Source organism: Xanthomonas sp. DAR 80977, assembly GCF_041240605.1.
Taxonomy (GTDB): Bacteria; Pseudomonadota; Gammaproteobacteria; order Xanthomonadales; family Xanthomonadaceae; genus Xanthomonas_A; species Xanthomonas_A bundabergensis.
In genome coordinates this window covers 4,094,174-4,111,663 of the sequence record NZ_CP162487.1, presented here as the reverse complement: position 1 = coordinate 4,111,663, position 17,490 = coordinate 4,094,174, and the positions used below count along the sequence as shown (strand labels likewise).

Here is a 17,490-nt window from a genome sequence, read left to right as displayed (position 1 = left end):
AAATGACCGGTGAACAAGATCAAGCTTGGTGTCGCCCTGGCCGTGGCGCTGGCCGCCTCCCCGCTGAGTGCGTTGGCCCAGGACGAGGCCGCTGCCTCGCCGATTACCGGCTCCTACGGCGTGGTCAGCGACTACGTGTTCCGCGGCGTCTCGCAGACCAACGAAGGTCCCGCCTTCCAGGCCGGCCTCACCTACACCTCGCCGTTCGGCCTGTATGTCGGTACCTGGGGCTCCAACGTCGATTTCGGCGCCGGCGACCCGGATTGGGAAGTGGACGGCTTCATCGGCTACAACGTCGACTTCTCCGAGAACTGGAACTTCGACGTGATGGTCAACCGCTACGGCTATCCCGGCGCCGGCGGTTCCAACTACAACGAACTGATCACCAAGACCAAGTTCCTGAAGACCTACGCGCTGACCGTCGCCTACACCGACGACGTCTACGGCCTGGACGAGGACAGCTTCTACTACGCGCTGGACGGGAACTGGACGCTGCCGAACGACTTCAGCATCGGCGCGCACGTCGGCCGCACCACCTATGCCAGCGCGCTGGCGCAGTACCAGGACTACACCGACTACAGCGTCAGCGTCGGCAAGCTGGTCGGTCCGCTGGCGCTGAGCGTGGGTTACTACGACACCGACGACAAGGGCAACCAGAACTTCACCAAGAAGCTGGCCGACCACCGCTTCGCGGTCTCGGCGACGATCGCGTTCTGATCCGCTGCACCGTCGTGAACGAAGAAGGGCGCCTTGCGGCGCCCTTCTTTTTTGCATGCTCGCCAGGCCGGCCGAGACGCATGCCCCGGCGGCGCAGCGGGCGGCATCGCCGCCGCCGCGCCAGGCGTCACCAGCTCAGCACCACCTTGCCGGCCTTGCCTTCCTCCATCAGGTCGAAGCCCTTCTGGAACTCGTCGATGGTCAGCTGGTGGGTCAGCACCTTGCCGAGCGGGAAGCCGGACAGCACCAGCTGGGTCATCTTGTACCAGGTCTCGTACATCTTGCGGCCGTAGATGCCCTGCACGGTCAGGCCCTTGAAGATGATCTTGTCCCAGTCGCACCCGGCGCCGCGCGGCATGATGCCGAGCATGGCGATCTTGCCGCCGTGGTACATGCAGTCGAGCATGTCGTTGAACGCGCGCGGGTTGCCGCTCATCTCCAGGCCCACGTCGAAGCCTTCCATGTGCAGGTCGGCCATCACCTCCTTCAGCGAGGTGTTGGCGACGTTGACCACGCGGGTGGCGCCCATGTCGGCGGCGAGCTTGAGGCGGAAGTCGTTGACGTCGGTGACCACCACGTTGCGCGCGCCGATGTGCTTGCAGATGCCGGCGGCGATGATGCCGATCGGGCCGGCGCCGGTGATCAGCACGTCCTCGCCGATCACGTCGAACTCCAGCGCGCAGTGCGCGGCGTTGCCGTAGGGGTCGAAGAACGCGGCCAGCTCGGACGGGATCTGGTCCGGGATCGGCCACAGGTTGGAGGCCGGCATCACCATGTATTCGGCGAAGGCGCCGTTGACGTTGACGCCGATGCCGACCGTGTTCGGGCACAGGTGCGGGCGGCCGCCGCGGCAGTTGCGGCAGTGGCCGCAGACGATGTGGCCTTCGGCCGAGACGCGTTGGCCGACCTGGTAGCCGCTGACCGCCGAGCCGAGTTCGGCGATGCGGCCGACGAACTCGTGGCCGATGGTCAGGCCGGGCTTGATGGTGCGCTGGCTCCACTCGTCCCACAGGTAGATGTGCAGGTCGGTGCCGCAGATCGCGGTCTTCTCCAGCTTGATCAGCACTTCGTTGGGGCCGGGCACCGGCACCGGCACCTGTTCCAGCCAGATGCCCTTGGCTGCGTCGCGCTTGACCAGCGCCTTCATTGTTTGCGCCATGGCGGTGCAAGACTCGGGTTGAGAGGGCGCGAAGTATAAGCCGGCCGCGGACGCGGCCATGTTGCGGCGCGTGCGGGGTGCCGTTGGTCACGGTCGCGGCATCGGTTGCATTCGTTACAATCTAACGACTGTCTAACGTTAGTCGCGAAGGAATCCATTCGATGCGTTCGAATCTATTGGCTGTCGCCGTTGTCGCCACCCTGGCCTGTGCCCCGGCCGCCCATGCCGGCGAAGGCATGTGGGTCCCGCAGCAATTGCCGGATATCGCCGGCCCGCTGCAGCAGGCCGGGTTGAAGCTGTCGCCGCAGCAACTGGCCGACCTGACCGGCGATCCGATGGGTGCGGTGGTGTCGCTGGGCGGCTGCACCGCCAGCTTCGTGTCCCCGCAGGGCCTGGTGGTGACCAACCATCATTGCGCCTACGGCGCGATCCAGCTCAATTCCACGCCGCAGAAGAACCTGATCCGCGACGGCTTCAGCGCGGCCAGCAATGGTGCCGAGCTCAGCGCCGGGCCGAACGCGCGCATCTACGTGCTCGACCGCATCAGCGACGTCACCGAGCAGGCCAAGGCGGCGATGGCCGCCGCCGGCAGCGACGCGCTCAAGCGCACGCAGGCGCTGGAGGCCTTCGACAAGGCCCAGGTCGCGGCCTGCGAAGCCGAGGCCGGCTACCGCTGCGAGCTGTACAGCTTTTCCGGCGGCAATACCTACCGGCTGTTCCGCACCCTGGAGATCCGCGACGTGCGCCTGGCCTACGCGCCGCCGTCGGGGATCGGCAAGTTCGGCGGCGACGTCGACAACTGGATGTGGCCGCGCCACACCGGCGATTTCTCGTTCTACCGCGCCTATGTCGGCAAGGACGGCAAGCCGGCCGCCTACGCCAAGGACAACGTGCCGTACCAGCCCAGGCACTTCCTGAAGTTCGCCGATCAGCCGCTGGGCGCCGGCGATTTCGTGATGGTGGCCGGCTATCCGGGCCGCACCAACCGCTACGCGCTGGCCTCCGAATTCGACGCCACCGCCAACTGGGCCTATCCCACCGCCGGCCGCCAGTACCGCGACCTGATCGCGCTGGTCGAGCAGGCCGGCAAGCAGGACCCGGACATCCAGGTGAAGTACGCAGCGACCATGGCCAGCTGGAACAACGTGGCCAAGAACTACGAAGGGCAGCTGGAAGGCTTCAAGCGCATCGACGCGGCCGCGCAGAAGCAGGCCGAGGAACGCGCGGTGCTGGCCTGGCTGAAGCGTCAGGGCCGCGACGGCCGTGCCGCGCTGCAGGCGCATGCGCAGCTGCTGGCGCTGGACGAGCAGGCCAAGGCCACCCGCGACCGCGATTTGATCCTGCGCCAGATGCGCCGTACCGGCGTGCTCGGCAGCGCGGTGTCGCTGTACCGCCTGGCGATCGAGCGCGCCAAGCCCGACGCCGAGCGCGAACCCGGCTACCAGGAGCGCGACCTGCCGGAGATCGAGGGCGCGCAGAAGCAGATGGAGCGCCGCTACGTCGCCGCGATGGACAGCCAGCTGCAGCGCTACTGGTTCGAGCAGTACCTGAAGCTGCCGAAGGCGCAGCGCCTGCCTGCGCTGGACCAGTGGCTGGCCGGCGCCGATGCGCAGGCCGCGGCCGCGCGCCTGGCCGGCACCCGGTTGGGCAGCACCGAGGAACGCCTGAAGTGGCTGCGCGCCGACCGCGCCGCGTTCGAATCCAGCGACGACCCGGCGCTGCGCTACGCGGTCGCGCTGATGCCGGCGCTGCTGCAGATCGAGCGCGAGGAAAAGCGCCGCGAGGGCGAGGAACTGCTGGCGCGTCCGCGTTACCTGCAGGCGCTGGCCGACTACAAGAAGAGCCAGGGCGAATCGGTCTACCCGGACGCCAACTCCTCGCTGCGCATCACCTTCGGCAACGTCAAGGGCTACGCGCCCAAGGACGGCGTGGCCTACACCCCGTTCACCACGCTGGAAGGCGTGCTGGCCAAGGACACCGGCGCCGATCCGTTCGATTCGCCCAAGGCCCTGCTCGATGCGGCCAAGGCCAAGCGCTACGGCGGGCTGGAGGACAAGCGGCTGGGCTCGGTGCCGGTCGATTTCCTGTCCGACCTGGACATCACCGGCGGCAATTCCGGATCGCCGGTGCTCGACGCGCAGGGCAGGCTGGTCGGCCTGGCGTTCGACGGCAACTGGGAATCGGTGAGTTCCAACTGGGTGTTCGACCCGGCGATGACCCGGATGATCGCGGTCGATTCGCGCTATCTGCACTGGATCATGCAGGAAGTGGCGCCGGCGCCGCGGCTGCTCAAGGAGCTGAACCTGGCCAAGTAACGCCAGGGCAGGCGGCGGCCAGGGCCGCCGCCGCGCGGCCTGCCCGCCGCTAAACGCGGCGGCACCGGAGCGGGATGCGGTTCGGGGGTTTCCGGCGACGGAGCAGGTATCATGCCGCTCCGTTTTCGCTCGCGAGACGGGAACCTCTCCCCCAACGGAATTCCACCGCATGCGCATCCTGCTCGCTCGTCACGGCGAAACCCCGTGGAACGCCGAAGGCCGCTACCAGGGCCAGATCGACATCGCGTTGTCGCCGGTCGGCGAAGCGCAGGCGCAGGCCCTCGGTGCCCGGCTGCGCGAGGTGCCGCTGACCCGCGCGGTGGCCTCGCCGCTGTCGCGCGCGCAGAGCACGGCGCGCTACGCGCTGGGCGCGCAGCGCGAGGCGATGCTGCTGACCGATCCGGACCTGCAGGAGATCGCCCACGGCGAATGGGAAGGCCTGCTCGCCAGCGAGATCAACGACAAGGATCCGGCGCGGCTGCGCGCCTGGCGCGAGGAGCCGGACACGGTGCTGATGCCGGGCGGCGAGTCGCTGCGCCAGGTGCTGGACCGCTCCTGGCGCGGCCTGACCCGCGCCGCCGAGGGTCTGGGCGAGGACGACACCTTGCTGGTGGTGGCGCACGATGCGGTCAACCGGGTGATCCTGTGCCGGGTGCTGGGCCTGCCGATCGCCAAGCTGTGGAGCTTCCGCCAGGCGCCGACCACGCTGAACCTGCTGGAAGGCCCGGATGTGGAGCACCTGGAAGTGGTGCGGCTGAACGACTGCGCGCACCATACGCCGTTCTTCGGCGAGGCCAAGCATCGGGCCCTGTAAGTCTTCCCGATTCGTTCCCGATGGTGTGCTGATGTGATGCAAAGGCACAATCAAGTGCTTTCGCGCTTGACGCGCGAGTCACTTTTCTTTGCTTGTGCAAAGAAAAGTAACCAAAAGAAAGCACACCCGGGCGGCACGCCCTCCGCGCTGCGCGCTCCGGGTGCGCAAGCCGACCGGACATTTTTCGGCGGCACATCCATGTGCCGTCGAAAAACGGCGCGCGTCGTGCGCGCCGCCCCTTCGGGGTTTTCGTCCGCTCGGCTTGCCGTGCCTCACGGGACTCTCGGAAGCCAAAGCAAATGCAAAGCAAAGCCCTGGCGCTCTGACCGCTACCGGTGCATCAGTCGAATCGAGTCGAGCAGATGAAAACCCTCCCCGAATGGCTCGCCTACATCGAGCAGCAGCACCCGCAGGACATCGCGATGGGCCTGGAGCGCGTGCGCGCGGTGTCCGTGCGCATGGGCCTGACCCGGCCGGCGAAGAAGGTCGTCACCGTCGGCGGCACCAATGGCAAGGGCTCGACCGTGGCCTTCGTCGAGGCGATCGCGCGCGCCGGCGGCTGGACGGTGGGCGGCTACACCTCGCCGCACCTGCTGCGCTACAACGAGCGCGTGCGCGTCGGCGGGCAGGAGGCCGGCGATGCGCAGCTGGTGGCCGGCTTCGAGGCGGTGGAGGCCGCGCGCGGCGACACCCCGCTGACCTATTTCGAATACGGCACGCTGGCGGCGCTGTGGCTGTTCCAGCAGGCCGAGCTGGACCTGGCGGTGCTGGAAGTGGGACTGGGCGGGCGCCTGGATGCGGTGAACCTGGTCGACGCCGACGTGGCGGTGATCACCACCGTCGACATCGACCACACCGACTGGCTGGGCGCGGACCGCGAGGCGATCGGCGCGGAGAAGGCCGGCATCGCGCGGCCGTGGAAGCCGCTGGTGCTGGGCGAGATCGATCCGCCGTCGAGCGTGCTGCGCCGCGCCTATGCGATCGGCGCCAACGCGATCCGCGCCGGCAGCGATTTCTTCCACGAGCCGATCGACGCCGAACACTGGCGCTGGCGCGACGTCGGCACCGAGCTGGAGCTGCCGTGGCCGCAGCTGCGCGCGCCGGTGCAGCGCGCCAACGCCGCCACCGCCATCGCCGCGTTGCGCGCGCTGCGCAGGACCTTGCCGCGCACCGCCTATGCCGAGGGCATCGCCGCCGCGCAGCTGCGCGGGCGGCTGCAGCCGTTCGTGCGCGACGGGGTGGAGGTGCTGGTCGACGTCGGCCACAACCCGCAGGCCGCGCGCGAACTGACGACGGCGCTGCAGGCGCAGCCCTGCGCCGGCGCCACCCGCGCGGTGTTCGCGGCGCTGGCCGACAAGGACGCGGCCGGCGTGGTGCGGGCGCTGGCCGGACAGGTCGATGCCTGGCACCTGGCCGGGCTGTCCGGTGCACGCGGCCAGAGCGGCGCGCAGTTGCAGGCGCGCCTGGCCGGCACCGACGCGGCCGCAGGCGTGGTCGCCGACAGCGTGGCGCAGGCGCTGCAGCAGGCCCTGGCGCAGGCGCGGCCGGGCGACCGGGTGCTGGTGTTCGGCTCGTTCCACACCGCCGCCGACGCCTTGCACTGGCTGCATTCAGCCGGCTGACCCCGCCCGCCGCCGGCCCGACCTTATAATCGCTGCGGCACTCCGCCATGCCGCCCCCCTAAGCTTTCCGTGGATACCGTCCTGAAACAGCGACTGATTGGCGCCCTTGTCCTGGTGGCGCTCGCCGTGATCTTCCTGCCGATGCTGGTCAAGGGCCCCGCGCCCGACAGCGGCGTCGCCAATGTCCCGCTGAAGGCCCCGGACGCGCCGGCCGACGGCCAGTTCCAGACCCGCGAGTTGCCGCTGGTGACCCCGGGCGACGCGCCCAGCGGCGGTGCCGTGGGCATGGCCAGCGCGCCGGCCGCGACGCCGGCGCCGGTGCAGGACAACCCCGATGCCGCCGACCTGGCCACCCCGGCCGCGGCCGGCAGCGCCGCGCAGCCGCTGCCGCCGACCGTGGCCGCCGGCAACTACGCGGTCAATTTCGGCGCCTATTCCACCCAGGCCGACGCCGATGCGGTGATCGCGCGGCTCAAGCAGGCGCAACTGCCCGGCTTCCGCGAGGCGGCCACGATCGGCGGGCGCCAGGCCTGGCGCGTGCGCATCGGCCCCTACGCCGACCGCGCCCAGGCCGAGTCGGTGCGCCTGCAGGCGGTGAAGGTGCGCAACGACGTCAACGCGCAGGTGGTGACCCTGGACGCGCCGAGCACGTCCGCGGTGGCCGCCGCCGCGACGCCGGCCGCGGCCGCGGCGCCGGCCAAGACCGAAACCCTGCCGCCGGAGCCGGCCAAGCCGGCCCCTGCCGCGGCCAAGCCGCCGGTCGCCGCGACGCCGAAGCCTGAACCGGCCAAGCCCGAGCCGGCCAAGCCGGCCGCGACACCGGCCCCGGTCGCGGCGGCCAAGCCGGCCCCGAGCGTGCCAAGCGTGCCGGCCGCGGCGGGCACCGGCTTCGCCGTGCAACTGGGTGCCTTCGCCAAGGCCGAGGATGCCAACGCCCTGCGCGACAAGGTCCGCGCCGCCGGCTTCAGCGCCTTCGTCGAACAGGTACGCACCGACAAGGGCGCCTTGAACCGGGTGCGGGTCGGCCCGGTCGCCAATCGCGCCGATGCCGAGCAGCTGCGCGCGCAGGTCGCCGCCAAGGTCGGCATCAGCGGTATGGTACGTCCACACCCTTGAACCGGGCCCCGGCCCGCGGAGTCGCAAGCATGTACCAGGGAAGGGAACCGCGGCGCGCTGGCGCCGCCATGGCGCAGTGCGGCCGCGGGAGGCGCGCATGATCGATATGGTGCTGCTGACGGTGATCCTGGTCTCGGCGCTGCTCGGCGCCCTGCGCGGCTTCGTCGGCATCGTGGTCGGCACGCTGTCGTGGCTGCTGTCGGGCTGGGCCACCTTCCAGTTCGGCGGCGACGCCGGGCGCTGGCTGGCCGACGGCGCGCGGCCGAGCCTGACCTACTACCTGGGCGGCTATGCGCTGACCTTCGTGGTGACGATGGCGGTGGTCGGCATCATCGGCATGGTGATCCGCAGCGCGGTGCGCGCCACCGCGCTGTCCGGCACCGACCGCGCGCTCGGCTTCGGCCTGGGCACCGTGCGCGGCGGGTTCTTCGCCGCGGTGCTGGTGCTGCTGATGAGCTTCACCCCGCTGACCCGCGAGCCGGCCTGGCGCCAGTCGGTGGTGCTGCCGGTGCTCAACCCCGGCGTGCACTGGATGCGCGCGCAGCTGCCGGACTGGCGCATGCCGCAGATGCCGGACCTGAACATGTCGCAGATGAACCTGCAGCAGATGAACATGTCGCAGATGGATTTGGGCAAGTTGCCCGCGGCAGGCGATAATGCGGCCCTGGGCAATGCCCTGTCGGGCAGCGGCCTGCAGGACATGATGTCCAAGGCGCTGGGGCGTCCAGCGGCCCAATCCGCGCAGCCCGGTGCCGATCCGACGCAGGTCCTGCCTGCGAACATCGACCCGGCGCAGGCGCGTCCGGCAGCAAGCGACCCGGCACGGGTCGAATCCAACGGCCAGGCACGGCCACCTTCCCAATAGCGGCGCAGTCGCCGCGGAGAGCGTTCAAATGTGTGGCATCGTCGGAATCGTCGGCAACCAGAATGTCGCGGCGCAACTGTATGACGGCCTGGCCGTGCTGCAGCATCGCGGGCAGGATGCCGCAGGCATCGCCACCGCGGACGGCACCCGCCTGCGCGTGCAGAAGGCCAACGGCCTGGTCCGCGACGTCTTCGACGAGAAGCGCATGGCGGTGCTGGAAGGCCGGGTCGGCATCGCCCACTGCCGCTATCCCACCGCCGGCTCGGAGGGCATGGACGAGGCGCAGCCGTTCTACGTCAATTCGCCCTACGGCATCGCGCTGGCGCACAACGGCAACCTGATCAACACCGAGGCGCTGCGCCAGCAGGTGTTCGAGGCCGACCGCCGCAACATCAACACCGATTCGGACAGCGAAGTGCTGCTGAACGTGTTCGCCTACGAGCTGGACGCGCAGCGCATGCTGACCCCGGAAGCGGCGATCCGCGCGGTGGCCGGCGTACACCGCCGCTGCAAGGGCGGCTACGCGGTGGTCAGCGTGGTGCTGGGCCTGGGCCTGGTGGCGTTCCGCGATCCGCACGGCATCCGTCCGCTGGTGCTGGGCAAGCGCGAGAGCGCGGAAGGCGACGAGTACATCGTCGCGTCCGAGTCGTCGGCGCTGGACATCCTCGGCTTCACCCGCCTGCGCGACGTGCGTCCCGGCGAAGCGCTGGTGATCACCGGCCGCGGCGAGCTGTTCTCCGAAGTCTGCGCCTCGCCCACCGACCACACCCCGTGCATCTTCGAGTACGTGTACTTCGCGCGCCCGGACTCGATGATCGACAACGTCTCGGTGCACAAGGCGCGCATGCGCATGGGCATGAAGCTGGGCGAGAAGATCCTGCGCCTGCGCCCGGACCACGACATCGACACCATCATCCCGATCCCGGACACCTCGCGCGACGCCGCGCTGGAGATGTCCAACGTGCTCGGGGTGAAGTACCGCGAGGGCTTCGTCAAGAACCGTTACGTGGGCCGCACCTTCATCATGCCGGGGCAGGGCGAGCGGGTGAAGTCGGTGCGCCGCAAGCTCAACCCGATCCACCTGGAATTCCGCAACCGCGTGGTGCTGCTGGTGGACGACTCGATCGTGCGCGGCACCACCAGCCGCCAGATCGTGCAGATGGCGCGCGAGGCCGGCGCTCGCAAGGTCTACCTGGCCAGCGCCGCGCCGCCGGTGCGCTACCCGAACATCTACGGCATCGACATGCCGGCCGCCGACGAGCTGATCGCGCACGGCCGCAGCGAGCAGGAGATCCAGGAATTCCTGGGCTGCGACTGGCTGATCTACCAGGACCTGGAAGACCTGGAGACCGCGGTGCGCGAGGGCAACCCGGAACTGAAGACCTTCGATTCCTCGTGCTTCAACGGCGAGTACACCACCGGCATCGAGCCGGGCTATTTCGAGCGCATCCTGCAACTGCGCTCGGACGAAGCGAAGAAGAAGCGCCGCGCCTGACGCGGCGTTGCGCGACGCACGGATGCACGACGCGCACGCCGGCGGGGACCTGCTGCAAGCGGCGCGACTGTGCCTGGCCGCCAGCGCGCCCGAGGACAAGGTCGCGCTGACCCAGCGCTACGCCGCCGCGTTCGCCGCCGGCGCCCTGCGCGTGCCGGCGGACGCCGGCGAACCCGATCCGATCCGCATGCCGGGCCGCCCGCCGCGGCCGCTGCTGGTGCATCCGCGCGAACTGCCGCGGCGCGGCCTGGGCAGCGCCGACGGCCGCGCCGCCTTCATTCATGCGATCGCGCACATCGAGCTCAACGCGATCGACCTGGCCTGGGACGCGGTGTACCGCTTTCGCGGGTTGCCCGAGGCGTTCTATGCCGACTGGGTGGCGGTGGCCGCCGACGAAGCGCGCCATTTCGTGTTGCTGCGCGACCGGCTGCGCGCGCTGGGCCACGATTACGGCGATTTCGCCGCGCACAACGGGCTGTGGGAGATGTGCGAGAAGACCGCGCACGACGGCCTGGCGCGCATGGCGCTGGTGCCGCGCGTGCTGGAGGCGCGCGGCCTGGACGTGACCCCGGGCATGATCGTGAAGCTGCGCGCGCTCGGTGACGACGCCACCGTCGCGATCCTGGAGCTGATCCTGCGCGAGGAAGTGGCGCACGTCGCCGCCGGTTCGCGCTGGTACCGCTGGTATTGCGCGCGCGCCGGCATCGAGCCGCGCGCCCGTTTCGCCGAGCTGCTGCGCGAATACGCCGGCGGCTATCTGCACGGCCCGTTCAACCTGCAGGCGCGGCTGCTGGCCGGCTTCGACGAGGACGAGCTGCTGGCGTTGCAGCGCCAGGCCGGCTGAGGCGCCGCGCCGCCGTTGCGAGCGCTACGCGATCCTGCCGCACGAGCGGGCGAGGCCGTCTTCCTGCTCCCGGATCCCACGCCGCTGCGCGATGCAGAGGCGCCCACGCCGCGGCCGCGGCCGCGCCTGCGCTGCGACCGCGCAAGTATCGACGGCGATCACAGCGCGGACTGGAATGGCCATCTCTGAGTGGCAACGCGGTGGGTTTTGTTGCTTGCGCTGAATGCCGGCTGAGCGGCTAATCGGAATCCCCGTGCGCCGCGCCCGACGCCTTCCGCGCGAGGGGACGACGCTCCGTCTCTTCTCACCACCCCCTGGGAGTACGACATGAAGTCGATGTGCTGCCTTACCGCGATGCTTGCCCTGTGTGTCGCCGGTTCCGCCTCCGCGGCCGGAAAGCCCCTGTTCCAGAGCAGTCAGTACATTTCCAAGGCCATTCCCGGCGAGCCCGCGTTGAGTCGCGTGCTGGCCAATCCGTCCACCGGCGCGGTGCAGAGCGTGCGCGTGGACGCCGCCGCGGTGGACGCCACGCAGGCGCAGCTGGAACTGGACCTGCTGGGCCAGCGCGTCACCGCCACGCAGACCAGGACCGAACAGCTGGAAGGCGGCAACAGCATCTGGTACGGCAACCTGGGCAACGCCGCCGCGGCCAAGGCGCGCGCGCGCTCCGGCCTGGATCCGCTGAACTCGGCGATCCTGGTGCGCAGCGGCGACACCATCACCGGCAGCATCCGCAGCAACGGCACGCTGTTCCACCTGCGCCCGATCGCCGGCGGCGGCCACGTGCTGGTCGAGGTCGACGAGAGCCGCATGCCGGCCGAGCATCCGGCCGAGTACGCGCTGCTGCCGACCATCCAGATGCCGCAGTCCGTGGTCGACGACCGCGCCACCGCCGCCGCCGCCTCGTCCGGCTCGCCGGCGACCATCCGCGTGCTGGTGGTGGCCACCAACCAGGCGGTGACCAGCTACGGCGGCAACATGCAGTCGCTGGTGCAGCTGGCGGTCGCCGAGTCCAACCAGGGCTACACCAACAGCAACGTCGGCATCACCATGCAACTGGCCGGCTACCAGACCACCAGCTATACCGAGTCGGGCGACTTCACCACCGACCTGAGCCGCTTCCGCGGCACCAGCGACGGCTACATGGACAGCATCCACACCACGCGCAACAGCGTGGCCGCCGACGTCGGCGTGCTGATCATCGACAACGCCAGCTATTGCGGCCTGGCCTCGGGCATCGGCTCGACCGCGGCCACCGCGTTCGCCGCGGTGTACTGGGACTGCGCCACCGGCTACTACAGCTTCGCCCACGAGATCGGCCACCTGCAGAGCGCGCGCCACGACGTCGCCACCGATTCGAGCACCTCGCCGTACGCCTACGGCCATGGCTATCGCTACGGCAACAGCTGGCGCACGATCATGGCCTACAACTGCCCGGTCAGCTGCCCGCGGCTGAACTACTGGTCCAACCCGAACATTTCCTACGGCGGCGTGCCGATGGGCAATGCCAGCACTGCCGACAACCAGCGCGTCCTGGTCAACACCAAGGCGACGGTCGCCGCGTTCCGTTGAGTTAGCCGTTCCAGGGGCGCTCCGGTGCAGGCCGCGCCAGGCCTGCGCCGGGATGCCCCGCTTGCCGATCGGACCTCCAGGGCCGGACGCCGCGGCGTCCGGCTTCGGCTATGCTGCGCGACGACGTGTCCGGCATGGCCGGGCGTGCACCGCTCACCCGTCCTGGAATCGGCGATGATGTTGAAGAGCATGGGCGTGCCAGCCGCCTTGGCGCTGGCGATGTTGAGCATGGGCTGCGGTCCGGCCGCGGATCCGCCGGCCGCGCCGCAACGGGCGCCGGCGACCGCTGCCGCACCGGCAACCGCGCCCGCCGCAGCCGCTGCGCCGCCGGCGGCGTTCGACGAGACCCATGCGCTGGACATGCTGGAGACGCGTCTGGCGGCCGACCGTGTCTATGCCGACGCGCAGTGCCTGCAATACGCCGCCGAGCGCGATGCGGAACCTGCGGCCGATGACGCCGCCGCCTCGTCGCCCGCTACCAGCGAACCGGCCAGCACCGAACCGGCCGCGATCGAGTTCGCGGTGCGCGAGAAGCATGGCGACGGCTGTCCGGGCGACCCGCAGACTGCGCCGGTCAGAGACCGTTACCGGGTCGAACGCTCCGGCGCGATCCTGTGGTACGACGCGGCCGAGGGCGATTTCGTCGGCTATGCGCAGCGCGCCCGCGACAGCGCCGGCGGCATGCTGTAGCCGGCAGCGCGTCGCGCGCGGTCCCCGCGCTGTCGCTTGCCTACAGCCGCTGCAGCTGGCAGCCCTGCGCATCCACGCGCAGCACCGACCCCTGCTCGTACCAGTCGCCGAGCACGATGCGGGTGCAGTCGCGGCCGTTCGCCTGCAGCGTGTGCACCGCGGGGCGATGGGTATGGCCATGGATCATCCGCGCCACGCCGTAGCGCGCGAAGCTGGCCACGACCTCGTCCGGCGCCACGTCGGTGACGGTCTCGAACTGCGCGCGATCGCCTTGCTTCATCTCCGCCTGGCGCGCCTGGCTGGCGGCGCGCGCCTGTTGCGCATAGGCGATGCGTGCGGCCAGCGGCTGCGCCAGGAACTGCTGCTGGAACGCCGGGTCGCGGGTCTGCGCGCGGAACGCCTGGTAGGCGGTGTCGTCGGTGCACAGCAGGTCGCCGTGCAGCAGCAGCGTCGGCTCGCCGTACAGGTCGATCACGCACGGATCGGGCAGCAGGCGCATGCCGGCGCGGCGCGCGTAGTCGGCGCCGAGCAGGAAGTCGCGGTTGCCGTGCATGAACAGCACCGGCACGCCGGCATCGCCGAGCGCATGCAGTTCGAGCGCGACCGCATCGGCCGCCGCGGACGGCGTGTCGTCGCCGATCCAGGCCTCGAACAGGTCGCCGAGGATGTACAGCGCCTCGGCCTGGCGCGCTTCGCCGCGCAGGAAATCCAGGAACAGCTCGGTGATCGCCGGCCGGGCCGGATCCAGGTGCAGGTCGGAGATGAACAGCGTCGTCATTGACGCATTGTAATGGAGCCGGGATTGGAGATTGGGGATTCGGGATTGGCAACGCCGACCGTGTCCAGGCGTTCGCTCCCGCTTCCACGAATCCCCAATCCCGAATCCCCAATCCCGGCTACAAGACCACCCACAACGACACCCCGGCCAGCAGTGCGCCGATCGCGGTGGCGGCGAGCACGTCGCTGGGGTAGTGCAGGCCCAGCACCACCCGCGACAGCGCCACGCAGGCGATGAACGGGATCAGCAGCGGCGCCAGCCACGGGTAATAGGCCAGCGCGACGATGCCGAACGACACCGCGTGCAAGGTGTGCCCGGACGGGAAGCTGAACTCGTCCAGCGGCGCCACCCAGGCGCGGATGCGCAGGTCGGCCGCGTACGGGCGCGGGCGCCGGGTCCAGCGCTTGAGGCCCTTGTACAGGCTCAGCGCGACCACGCCGGTGGCGGCCATGTGCGCGGACGCGAACACGCCGCCCATGCCGTCGCAGACCACCAGCAAGGTCATCAGTCCGTACCAGAACACGCCGTCGCCGAGCCGGCTGATCAGCGCGAAGAAGCGCCGCACCGAGCGCCGCCGGCACCAGTGGTTGGCGCGCCGGCACCAGCGCGCTTCGTGCCCGCGCAGGATCTCAAGCCGCGTTGACGGTTGCATGCGTCCTCCTGCTGGAAGCCAGTTCGCCGAGAAGCGCCTCGAAATCGGCCACGACCTGTTCCGGGCGCAGCTGCTGCATCGCCGCGCAGGCGGCCTGGCCCAGCTGCCGGCGCAGGGCGTCGTCGCCGGCCAGGCGCACCGCCGCGGCGACGAAGCCTTCGTCGTCGGCCACCGCCGCGCCGTTGACGCCGTCGCGCAGGTATTCGCGTGCCGCGCCGTAGTCGAAGGCGACCGTGGCCACGCCGCTGGCCATCGCTTCCAGGGTCACGTTGCCGAAGGTCTCGCTGCGGCTGGGGAACAGGAACAGGTCGCCGCTGGCGAAGTGGCGCGCCAGCGCGTCGCCGCGTTGCACGCCGCAGAAAATGAAGTCGGGGTTTTCCTGCGCCAGGCGCCCGCGCATCGGGCCGTCGCCGACCCAGACGAAGCGCGCGTCCGGCCGCACCTGCTGCAGTCGGCGGAACGCGCGCACCGCCAGCGGCAGGTTCTTCTCCGAGGCGATGCGGCCGACGTACAGGGCCGCGCAGCCAGCGTCGTCCAGGCCCCACTCGCGGCGCAGCTGCGCATCGCGGCGCTGCGGTTCGAACTGGCGATTGTCCACCGCGCGCGCCAGCAGGCGCGCGCGCTCGAAGCCTTGACCGGCGAGGAAGCCCAGCAGCTCGCGGGTCGGCACCAGGGTCGCGTCGGCCTGGTTGTGGAAGCGCCGCATCCAGCGCAGCGCGGTGGACTGCAGCCAGGCGGCACCGTATTGCGGCAGGTATTCGTCGAAGCGGGTGTGCAGGCCGGTGGCGATCGGGATGCCCAGGCGCCGCGCGGTGCGCAGCGCCGACCAGCCGAGCGGGCCTTCGGTGGCGATGTAGACCGCGTCCGGCGGCGCGGCCTGCCACAGCCGGGTCAGGCGTCGCGGCGCGGGCAGGCCGAACTTCAGGCCGGGGTAGCGCGGCAGCGCCGCACCGCGCACCAGGTGCGCATCGCCGTCGTGGTCGCCGACCTGGCGCGGCCGCACCACGTCGACTTGATGGCCGAGCGCGCGCAATCCAACTTCCAGCCCCTGCACGGTCAGCGCGACACCGTTGACCTCAGGGGGGTACGTTTCGGTGACGATCGCGTAGCGCATGCTTCAGGCTCCGGTTTGCCAAAGCTTCGCGCGAAGCGGTGAAGCGAACATGTCCGGCGCATGTAGGAATGATGACGCCGGCCCAGGGCGTTTAGCCGCCCTTTCACCAGCAGCCCGGCGAGGGCGATGCGGCCCGCAAGAATCGCTCCAGCAGCCCGGCTTTTACGAATCCCGAATCCCGAATCCCGAATCCCAGCCTTCAGGCCACAAACGGCCGGAAATTGATCCCCAGCCCCGCCATGCCCTCGACCTCGCCGATCAGGTCGGCGCGCTGCAGCGGCCGCGATTCGATCCACGGCTGCGACAGGATCAGGTGCAGGTCGTTGCCGTTGGCCTTCAGTTCCAGCGACGGGATCGGCTCGGATTCGTGCGCGCGGTGCAGCAGCACCGCCAGCCGCAGCAGCGCGGCCTTGCGCTTGGCGCCGAGCAGCAGGCGGTCGGGCAGGGCGTCGAACGCGGTCTTGGGCACGTTGCGGCGATGGGTGCGCACCAGCGTGGCCAGCACCTGCTGTTCCTGCCGCGAGAAGCCGGCGATGTCGGAGTGCTCGAGCACGTAGGCGCCGTGCACGTGGTACTGGCTGTGCGCGATGACCTGGCCGAGCTCGTGCAGGCGCGCGGCCCAGCCGAGCATGCGGCCGTCGTCGGCATCCAGCGCCCAATCGGTGGCGACCTGCTCGAACAGCGCCATCGCGGTGCCTTCCACGCGCGCGGCCTGCGCCTCGTCGATGCCGTAGCGCTGGGTGAGCGCGGCGATCGCGGTCTCGCGCGGATCGTTTTCGCCGCCGCGGCCGAGCATGTCGTAGAGGATGCCTTCGCGCATGGCCGCCTTGCTCACCATCAGGCGCTGCAGGCCCAGGGCCTGGAACGCGGCTTCCAGCACCAGCACGCCGCCGGCGATGATCGGGCGGCGGTCGGCGGACAGGCCGGGCAGGTCGATGTCCTCGATGCGCTTGGCCAGCAGCAGGCGCTCGCGCAGTTGCGGCAGCGCTTCGGCGGTGATCGCGCCCTTGGTCAGCTTCATCGCCGCGCAGATCTCGCCGATCGCCTTGTGCGTGCCCGACGAGCCCAGGGCTTCGTGCCAACCCAATGCGCGGTACAGCCCGGCGAACTGCTGGAACTCGGCGCCGATCTCGGTCAGCGCGTCCTTCCATTTCTTCTTCGACAGCTTGCCGCCGGGGAAGAAGCGCCGCGTGCTGGCGATGCAACCGGCCTGCAGGCTCTCGCGTTCCAGGGTCTGGAAGCCGCGGCCGATGATGAATTCGGTGGAGCCGCCGCCGATGTCGATCACCAGCCGGCGCTGGTCCGGCTTGGGCGGCTGCGCATGCGCCACGCCCAGGTAGATCAGGCGCGCTTCCTCGCGTCCGCTGACCACTTCGATCGGATGGCCGAGCGCGGTCTCGCCGGGAATCAGGAACGCCTGCGGCGAGCGCAGCTGGCGCACGGTGTTGGTGGCCAGCGCGCGCACGCGCAGCGACGGCACGTCGCGGATGCGCTGGCCGAAGCGCGCCAGGCATTCCAGCGCGCGTTGCCGCGCGTCCGCCGACAGCCCGCCCTTGCTGTCCAGGCCGTCGGCCATGCGCACGGTCTCGCGCAGGCGGTCCACCACGCGCAGCTGTCCCAGCTGGTACCGCGCCACGACCATGTGGAAACTGTTGGAACCCAGGTCGATGGCGGCCAGCAGGTCGCCATCGCGCAACGGCGTGTACGGGGAGATGGGAGGCATGGGCGGAATGGTAG

Annotated in this window: 15 protein-coding genes; 10 read left to right on the top strand and 5 right to left on the bottom strand. The window is 70.3% G+C overall.

Annotation, left to right across the window (positions count from 1 at the left end):
• The first annotated feature begins 9 nt into the window (after window positions 1-9).
• A complete protein-coding gene (locus AB3X10_RS17360; RefSeq protein ID WP_145701630.1) occupies window positions 10-717 on the top strand; it encodes a TorF family putative porin in 708 nt (235 codons plus the stop codon).
• A 127-nt stretch (window positions 718-844) separates the two neighbouring features.
• On the opposite strand, the gene tdh is transcribed toward AB3X10_RS17360, so the two are convergent.
• A complete protein-coding gene (tdh, locus tag AB3X10_RS17355) occupies window positions 845-1,876 on the bottom strand; it encodes an L-threonine 3-dehydrogenase (RefSeq protein WP_179570610.1) in 1,032 nt (343 codons plus the stop codon).
• 161 nt (window positions 1,877-2,037) lie between these two features.
• Here tdh and AB3X10_RS17350 point away from each other — a divergent pair, with 161 nt between their 5' ends.
• The 9 genes from AB3X10_RS17350 (at window position 2,038) to AB3X10_RS17310 (ending at window position 13,209) form a co-directional block, all read left to right on the top strand.
• On the top strand, window positions 2,038-4,191 hold the full coding sequence (locus tag AB3X10_RS17350) for a S46 family peptidase (RefSeq protein ID WP_369976635.1): 2,154 nt from the start codon (window positions 2,038-2,040) through the stop codon (window positions 4,189-4,191).
• A 169-nt stretch (window positions 4,192-4,360) separates the two neighbouring features.
• A complete protein-coding gene (locus AB3X10_RS17345) occupies window positions 4,361-5,005 on the top strand; it encodes a histidine phosphatase family protein (protein WP_263110657.1) in 645 nt (214 codons plus the stop codon).
• 362 nt (window positions 5,006-5,367) lie between these two features.
• Complete coding sequence (folC, locus tag AB3X10_RS17340; RefSeq protein ID WP_369976633.1) at window positions 5,368-6,627, top strand: bifunctional tetrahydrofolate synthase/dihydrofolate synthase; 1,260 nt, start codon at window positions 5,368-5,370, stop codon at window positions 6,625-6,627.
• Window positions 6,628-6,696: 69 nt separating this feature from the next.
• Window positions 6,697-7,743 carry an SPOR domain-containing protein gene (locus tag AB3X10_RS17335; protein ID WP_369976631.1) on the top strand — a complete coding sequence of 349 codons (1,047 nt, stop codon included), beginning with the start codon at window positions 6,697-6,699 and terminating at the stop codon, window positions 7,741-7,743.
• 97 nt (window positions 7,744-7,840) lie between these two features.
• Entirely contained in the window at window positions 7,841-8,608 is a 768-nt protein-coding gene (locus AB3X10_RS17330) for a CvpA family protein (protein ID WP_369976630.1), read from the top strand.
• 28 nt (window positions 8,609-8,636) lie between these two features.
• Window positions 8,637-10,103 carry an amidophosphoribosyltransferase gene (gene purF / locus AB3X10_RS17325; RefSeq protein WP_145701614.1) on the top strand — a complete coding sequence of 489 codons (1,467 nt, stop codon included), beginning with the start codon at window positions 8,637-8,639 and terminating at the stop codon, window positions 10,101-10,103.
• Window positions 10,104-10,125: 22 nt separating this feature from the next.
• Window positions 10,126-10,947 (top strand): ferritin-like domain-containing protein, encoded by an 822-nt coding sequence (locus AB3X10_RS17320; protein WP_369976627.1) that lies wholly within the window; start codon window positions 10,126-10,128, stop codon window positions 10,945-10,947.
• A gap of 327 nt (window positions 10,948-11,274) precedes the next feature.
• On the top strand, window positions 11,275-12,519 hold the full coding sequence (locus AB3X10_RS17315; RefSeq protein ID WP_369976626.1) for a zinc-dependent metalloprotease: 1,245 nt from the start codon (window positions 11,275-11,277) through the stop codon (window positions 12,517-12,519).
• 174 nt (window positions 12,520-12,693) lie between these two features.
• Complete coding sequence (locus AB3X10_RS17310; protein ID WP_369976624.1) at window positions 12,694-13,209, top strand: hypothetical protein; 516 nt, start codon at window positions 12,694-12,696, stop codon at window positions 13,207-13,209.
• A 40-nt stretch (window positions 13,210-13,249) separates the two neighbouring features.
• Here the strand turns inward: AB3X10_RS17310 and lpxH are convergent, their stop codons facing one another.
• From lpxH to ppx, 4 genes are all read right to left on the bottom strand, one after another.
• On the bottom strand, window positions 13,250-13,987 hold the full coding sequence (gene lpxH, locus AB3X10_RS17305; protein ID WP_369976622.1) for a UDP-2,3-diacylglucosamine diphosphatase: 738 nt from the start codon (window positions 13,985-13,987) through the stop codon (window positions 13,250-13,252).
• Between the two features lie 118 nt (window positions 13,988-14,105).
• The gene (locus AB3X10_RS17300; protein ID WP_369976621.1) at window positions 14,106-14,639 is read right to left on the bottom strand and encodes a phosphatase PAP2 family protein; all 534 of its coding nucleotides are present in this window, start codon (window positions 14,637-14,639) and stop codon (window positions 14,106-14,108) included.
• Window positions 14,617-15,753 (bottom strand): glycosyltransferase family 4 protein, encoded by a 1,137-nt coding sequence (locus tag AB3X10_RS17295; RefSeq protein WP_369976620.1) that lies wholly within the window; start codon window positions 15,751-15,753, stop codon window positions 14,617-14,619. Before AB3X10_RS17295 ends, AB3X10_RS17300 begins: the two co-directional genes overlap by 23 nt.
• Before the next feature lie 199 nt (window positions 15,754-15,952).
• Window positions 15,953-17,476: an exopolyphosphatase gene (ppx, locus tag AB3X10_RS17290; protein ID WP_369976619.1), complete on the bottom strand. Its 1,524-nt coding sequence runs from the start codon at window positions 17,474-17,476 to the stop codon at window positions 15,953-15,955.
• Window positions 17,477-17,490 lie beyond the last annotated feature (14 nt).